Raw genomic sequence first — 5,372 nt, 5'->3', positions numbered from 1 at the left:
GATTATTCAAATCAATATTACAAGAATTTAGTTACATGCATAGAATTATCTACAGACATATGAGATATGTGATATATAAAACTATAAAATACTACTTTATGAAAACAAAAAATAATATTTCTCATAAGCTAAGTGTTTCTGAAAGGACGAAATTACGCTCATCAGATTTCGGAATTCCCAATGTAAGGGAATACCCAATGCCTGATGCTGCACACGTACGTGCAGCAGAATCTTATTTCAGATATTCTCCTGACGAAAAGAAACCTATATTGGCTCATCGCATAATACTAAAAGCAAGGAAATTTGGAGTCAAAATAGAAAGTCCTATTATACTTGAATGGGCTAGAAAATATAAAAAATAAACTTCTTATTTTAATTTCATCATAAGCATCCTATTATGATGAATACCACAATTAATTAATAGTATGTTGTTCTAATTTAATGAAAATGAAAAGAATATCCTTGATATTGTTAATGTTTATTATACTCTTAATTCTTAATTCTTTACAAATTAAAGCTCAAGTAACTATTGGTTCTGGAAACCCTCCATCTAACGGAGTATTGTTGGATTTGAAAGAAATAGATGATGCGTCAACTCAAAATGGAGGAGTAACGACTAATAAAGGACTACTTTTGCCTCGTGTTAAGTTGTCTAATATTAGCAATTTAAATGACATTCCTAATGCTGATATAGCTATACCTAAACAATATACAGGACTTTTTGTATATAATATTGATAGTGTAAATGTCAATAAAGGCATAAATGTATGGGATGGAGCAAAATGGATTAGTTTTCAAACACAATCAGGAGAACCAAAATCAGAATTAAAATCTTTTCTTAGAGCCAGAGGAGGATCCGGGACAATAGTAGCAGATATCTCGCTCATCGGATTAAATACTTGGAGAAAGATTCCATTTGGTATAAAGGAATTTGATGAAAATGAAGAATATAATAATCTTACTACATATGAATTCATTCCTAAACAAAAGGGTATTTACAATATCTATGCTCAGTATAAAATAAATGGCGTATTAACAGCAGGTGATTATTCAATTGGAATTATTAAAAGAGACTCAAACTCTACTACTCATACTTTGATAGCAGAAGAAACCTCTTCGGTTGTTTCCGTATTAAATTTATATATAGGTTCTCCAACCAGATCAGTGCAAACTTTGGTAGCATTAGAGGCTGGTGATGCTATAGTTATTGGAGTAAAAACGCCATTAGCATCTATAATTTTATTAGGTTCTACTCATTCCTATTTTACAGTACATCAAGTAAAGTAAATAGCGCTATATCAAGAAACCGACCTTATTATTTCAAAAATTTGATTAACTGATAGTTAACTTTCACTATCTTTCAGTCTCTGTACTACTTTTTATATGTACATTATCTAAGATGCTTATTTTGCCATCCACTTCTAAAATAGCAAGTTCTATTTCAGAAATATCACCTTTACCATGCTCACGACCTATTTGTTCCAACTCTTCTATTGAAATCTTATTCTTGTCCATTTCTATTTTATTGGGTTCACCATGACAAATAAGAATAGCAGGAGAGCCTTGCACCAATCGGTTCAACGCTTTACTTTTGTAAATAGTAATTTCAAGAATCTTATTTATTATCATTATTGTTATTACGGCGATTATAGCTCCCCAAATTGTATCTTCAGAGGCACGCATAATATCGCCTACTATTTCACTGACTAACATTACAAAGACAAGATCGGCAATAGACAATTGTCCTACTTCTTTCTTTCCGAGTAGACGCATCGCTATTATTACAAAAAGGTAGAGTATAATGGCATTTAACACAGTATTCCAAGGCATATCTTAATCTTACGAAATAAATATTAATAAACGGTCTACACTCTCAACGTACTCCTCAAGTGTATAAATTACAAGCTGTATTCTTCTATACATTTATCATTGGTCTGATTTCTATTTAGGACACGATTTATTCTGAAACAATTAGTATTTCAAATTATTTGAAAATAAGAGAAAGGTGTCCCTTTGATAGACACACCTCTCTCTAGTAGTAATTGAATAATTCAATCGTGCCCTTCAGTCTTAACGATTTTGTTGTATAATCCCATAATCAGAAATGAAGTTGCACATTGGCCTACTAGTAAAGCAATATGATTTTTTCCACAACATTTCAGTGTAAGAGATGCAGCCATTGCAGCTAATGACGCTGTTAAATAAATACCTGAGGGGATTTTCGATGTTTGTTTTTCAATTGCAACAGTAAATTTGCCTTCATTTGGAGTTGTCATTGCCATAATAAATAATTTTTTTGAATGTTAATACTACATGATTTATTGGAATATCTTCCTTTATAATCTATAACTGAAAGCTATGATAGCACTTTCTATTAAAAAATCTAACTCTTACTATTCAAACTTATTAGATATTCTCTACTCTTTATCTTTATCAATTTTCCCTGTTAATTTACCAATATAGAAAATAACGAAACATATCAGAGAAATTACTGCTATTGCTCCCACAATATAGAGTAGGATAGCAGATACTACTTTAACCCCTATAATAAGAAACGTAAGAAAAAGCGCGATGGAGATTATTCCTATTGCTATTAAAATGTTTTTAAATGCATTCATATTATTTTTATATTAAAAATATTAAATGACATATTAAATCAGACTTATCCTAAATGATGACCACCAGTTACACCATATACTTCAGCTGTTACATAGCTCGATTCCTGAGAAGCTAGAAATACATAGACACTAGCTAGTTCGGCCGGTTGACCAGCTCGCTTTAGAGGTGTTTGTTGTCCAAATTTGGGTAGTTTTTCCTGTTGTTGCCCTCCGCTTATCTGCAAGGGAGTCCAGATTGGTCCAGGCGCAACACTATTGGCCCGTATGCCTTTCGATGCTATTTGTTTTGCCAGTCCACGGGTAAAGGCAATGATAGCACTTTTTGTTGCTGCATAGTCCAATAAATCGGGACTTGGTTGATAGGCCTGTATTGACGAAGTTGTTATAATTGTTGCCCCAGCAGGTAACAAGGATAAAGCTTCCTGTACTGTCCAGAATAATGAAAAAATATTGACATTAAAAGTATCAGTCAACTGTTCTGTTGTAATCTCTTCTATATCAGTTTTCGAAACCTGTTTTCCTGCCACTAACGCCAGAGTATCCAGCCCTCCAAGTTTTTCATGAGCTTCTTTAACCATTTTTCGACAAAATTTTTCATCTGTAAGGTCTCCAGGGATAAGGACTACTTTCTTACTTTCTTTTTCGAGAAGTTCAACTAAAGAATCTACGTCTTTTCGTTCCGAGTCCATATAATTGATAGCTATGTCGGCACCTTCACGGGCATAAGCTATTGCAACAGCACGGCCTATACCTGAATCACCGCCTGTTATTAGAGCTTTTCTTCCTTGTAACCTACCATTTCCTTTATAGCTCTTTTCTCCACAATCGGGGATTGGTTCCATTTCGTACTGAATTCCCGGATATTCCTGAAGTTGCTTAGAGTAACCATCTTGTCTGTATTGAGTCAATGGATTTTGTATCCTGTTTTCAAATTTCTTATCCATACACTTTCATTTTATAAATTAATAATTTTTCATTCCTCCTCCGTCCTACTAAAAGCAAATATCTTTTCCCTTTCATCTTTGATTCCTGTCAGTTTATTTTTTATAATTTGAGCTGCTATCATACTAAATGTTATTCCATTACCTCCATATCCTAATGCATAAAACATTCTCCTTCCCCCTGGCCAATTACCGATATATGGCAATCCATCTTTGGTTGAGCTAAATGTTCCACACCATGCCATATCTGTTTTGAAAGGAATGGTTGGGAATAATTTTTTGATTTTAATTTCCAGTATAGATACTTTTTTCTTCAATAACAGATCTCTTTTAGCAGGATCTTTAAATCCCTCATCTTCTCCGCCTACTATAATACGGTTTCTTCCATCAGTACGTATATAGAGATATGGCTCTTTTGTTTCCCATATCAGACTTTTTCCATACCAGATGTATTTTTCATCAATAGGTTCAGAAATAATCGCATATGTTGAAGTGAGGTTCATAACTTGTTGGGGTAAAAAACGTCCGGCTTCGAATCCCGCGGCAATGACTGCATATTTACACCTTATCTTTTTCCCTGCTGTAGTAATTAATTGATACTCTTTCTGATGTTCGTCCCACCCTAAGATTTCTGTATGAGTAAATACTTCCAGATTATTATTTCTCATATGAAAATCTATCAAATGCGTTGCTGCCTTATAAGCATCTATCTGGGCTGACGCATCGTTTTCGAGGCAACCAGAAGCCTTAATCCCATATTTTTCCTGTAATTGTTCTTTATTCAAGATAGATACAGGCAGTTTATGCTTACACCTGATTTCATACTCTTTTTCTATCAACTTTTGTCCTTTCTTATTACTGGCATAATAGACGCTAGGTACTCTTTCGAAATCGGGGTTAAAATCAATATTTTTGAAAACATTTTCTATATCCGTTATGGATTGTAGACAGGACTGATAAGCTTTAACAGCTGAGTCCTCTCCTATTATTTTCATCATCTCACACAGCGGAGTATCAATTTCATATTGTAATAATGCTGTGCTTGCGATAGAACTACCTGTAGTAATACTGCGTTTGTCGACCATCACACATTTGATCCCTGCTGTACATAACTCATGCATCACCAAAGCTCCTGTAACACCTGTTCCGATAATCGCTACATCTGTAGATATATCGGTTTTCAACGGATTGAAGTAATTATATAATGGGTTTTTAGCTATCCAATAAGGTAGCCCTGAATACAAGTCCATAGCATATTAATTACCATTATTGGAATATTCAAGGCTTTCTTTTGAATAAGGAAATAATCCAAAGCAAGACTACCGCACCTATTACAGACATTAAAAGTACTCCTAATATACCACTGCTGTTTATTCCCAATAACGCATAGATCCATCCTCCAAGTAAACTACCTACTAGGCCTACAATAAGGTTTATGACTATCCCAAAACCTCTACCCTTCATTATCCATCCGGCTATTGCTCCGGCTGCAATACCGATAATAATCGACCAAAGAATTCCTAATCCTTCCATAATTAATTGTTTTATTATTGTTTGTATTACATTCCCTCTAGATGCTTTTTCAATTACTTGTAGAAGAAAATGATTTGTTGTGAGATATTTTATATTAATAAAAACACCATCTTTAGATAAAATGTTTATAATCAACATCATTGTATAGCTATAAACTTTTAATGCTGAATACTTGTTTTAATTAATTTACCTATATAGATAATTTTCGCTTCAAACAATAAATAAGTCACTGTTAATCAACATATTAAGATTTATTTGATTGGTCAATCATGTGTTAAAT

Annotated in this window: 7 protein-coding genes; 2 read left to right on the top strand and 5 right to left on the bottom strand. The window is 33.4% G+C overall.

Features of this window, described 5'->3' with window-relative positions; all coding sequences use genetic code 11:
• The first annotated feature begins 98 nt into the window (after window positions 1-98).
• Together JGH11_RS18770 and JGH11_RS18765 are read left to right on the top strand one after the other, a co-directional pair.
• Entirely contained in the window at window positions 99-362 is a 264-nt protein-coding gene (locus JGH11_RS18770) for a DUF6582 domain-containing protein (RefSeq protein ID WP_201114359.1), read from the top strand.
• Window positions 363-447: 85 nt separating this feature from the next.
• Complete coding sequence (locus JGH11_RS18765; RefSeq protein ID WP_201114357.1) at window positions 448-1,287, top strand: hypothetical protein; 840 nt, start codon at window positions 448-450, stop codon at window positions 1,285-1,287.
• Between the two features lie 66 nt (window positions 1,288-1,353).
• Here JGH11_RS18765 and JGH11_RS18760 read toward each other — a convergent pair whose 3' ends face one another.
• The 5 genes from JGH11_RS18760 to JGH11_RS18740 form a co-directional block, all read right to left on the bottom strand.
• Window positions 1,354-1,830 (bottom strand): DUF421 domain-containing protein, encoded by a 477-nt coding sequence (locus tag JGH11_RS18760; protein WP_201114355.1) that lies wholly within the window; start codon window positions 1,828-1,830, stop codon window positions 1,354-1,356.
• A 221-nt stretch (window positions 1,831-2,051) separates the two neighbouring features.
• Entirely contained in the window at window positions 2,052-2,282 is a 231-nt protein-coding gene (locus JGH11_RS18755) for a hypothetical protein (protein WP_201114353.1), read from the bottom strand.
• A gap of 380 nt (window positions 2,283-2,662) precedes the next feature.
• Window positions 2,663-3,562 (bottom strand): SDR family oxidoreductase, encoded by a 900-nt coding sequence (locus JGH11_RS18750; RefSeq protein WP_201114352.1) that lies wholly within the window; start codon window positions 3,560-3,562, stop codon window positions 2,663-2,665.
• A 29-nt stretch (window positions 3,563-3,591) separates the two neighbouring features.
• Window positions 3,592-4,809, bottom strand: coding sequence for an FAD-binding oxidoreductase (locus JGH11_RS18745; protein WP_201114351.1), 1,218 nt, complete (start codon window positions 4,807-4,809; stop codon window positions 3,592-3,594).
• A gap of 28 nt (window positions 4,810-4,837) precedes the next feature.
• Window positions 4,838-5,092 carry a GlsB/YeaQ/YmgE family stress response membrane protein gene (locus JGH11_RS18740; protein ID WP_201114350.1) on the bottom strand — a complete coding sequence of 85 codons (255 nt, stop codon included), beginning with the start codon at window positions 5,090-5,092 and terminating at the stop codon, window positions 4,838-4,840.
• Between the last annotated feature and the right edge of the window lie 280 nt (window positions 5,093-5,372).

The sequence above is a fragment of the Dysgonomonas sp. Marseille-P4677 genome, assembly GCF_016652235.1.
In the GTDB taxonomy this organism is placed as follows: Bacteria; Bacteroidota; Bacteroidia; order Bacteroidales; family Dysgonomonadaceae; genus Dysgonomonas.
Note: the sequence above shows the minus strand (reverse complement) of the source record. Positions and strands in the feature narration are given on the sequence as shown.

Coding starts and splice junctions, on each gene's coding strand:
- JGH11_RS18750 (WP_201114352.1), bottom strand. CDS start 3,562: ATGGATAAGAAATTTGAAAACAGGATACAAAATCCATTGACTCAATAC.
- JGH11_RS18745 (WP_201114351.1), bottom strand. CDS start 4,809: ATGGACTTGTATTCAGGGCTACCTTATTGGATAGCTAAAAACCCATTA.
- JGH11_RS18760 (WP_201114355.1), bottom strand. CDS start 1,830: ATGCCTTGGAATACTGTGTTAAATGCCATTATACTCTACCTTTTTGTA.
- JGH11_RS18740 (WP_201114350.1), bottom strand. CDS start 5,092: ATGGAAGGATTAGGAATTCTTTGGTCGATTATTATCGGTATTGCAGCC.
- JGH11_RS18765 (WP_201114357.1), top strand. CDS start 448: ATGAAAAGAATATCCTTGATATTGTTAATGTTTATTATACTCTTAATT.
- JGH11_RS18755 (WP_201114353.1), bottom strand. CDS start 2,282: ATGGCAATGACAACTCCAAATGAAGGCAAATTTACTGTTGCAATTGAA.
- JGH11_RS18770 (WP_201114359.1), top strand. CDS start 99: ATGAAAACAAAAAATAATATTTCTCATAAGCTAAGTGTTTCTGAAAGG.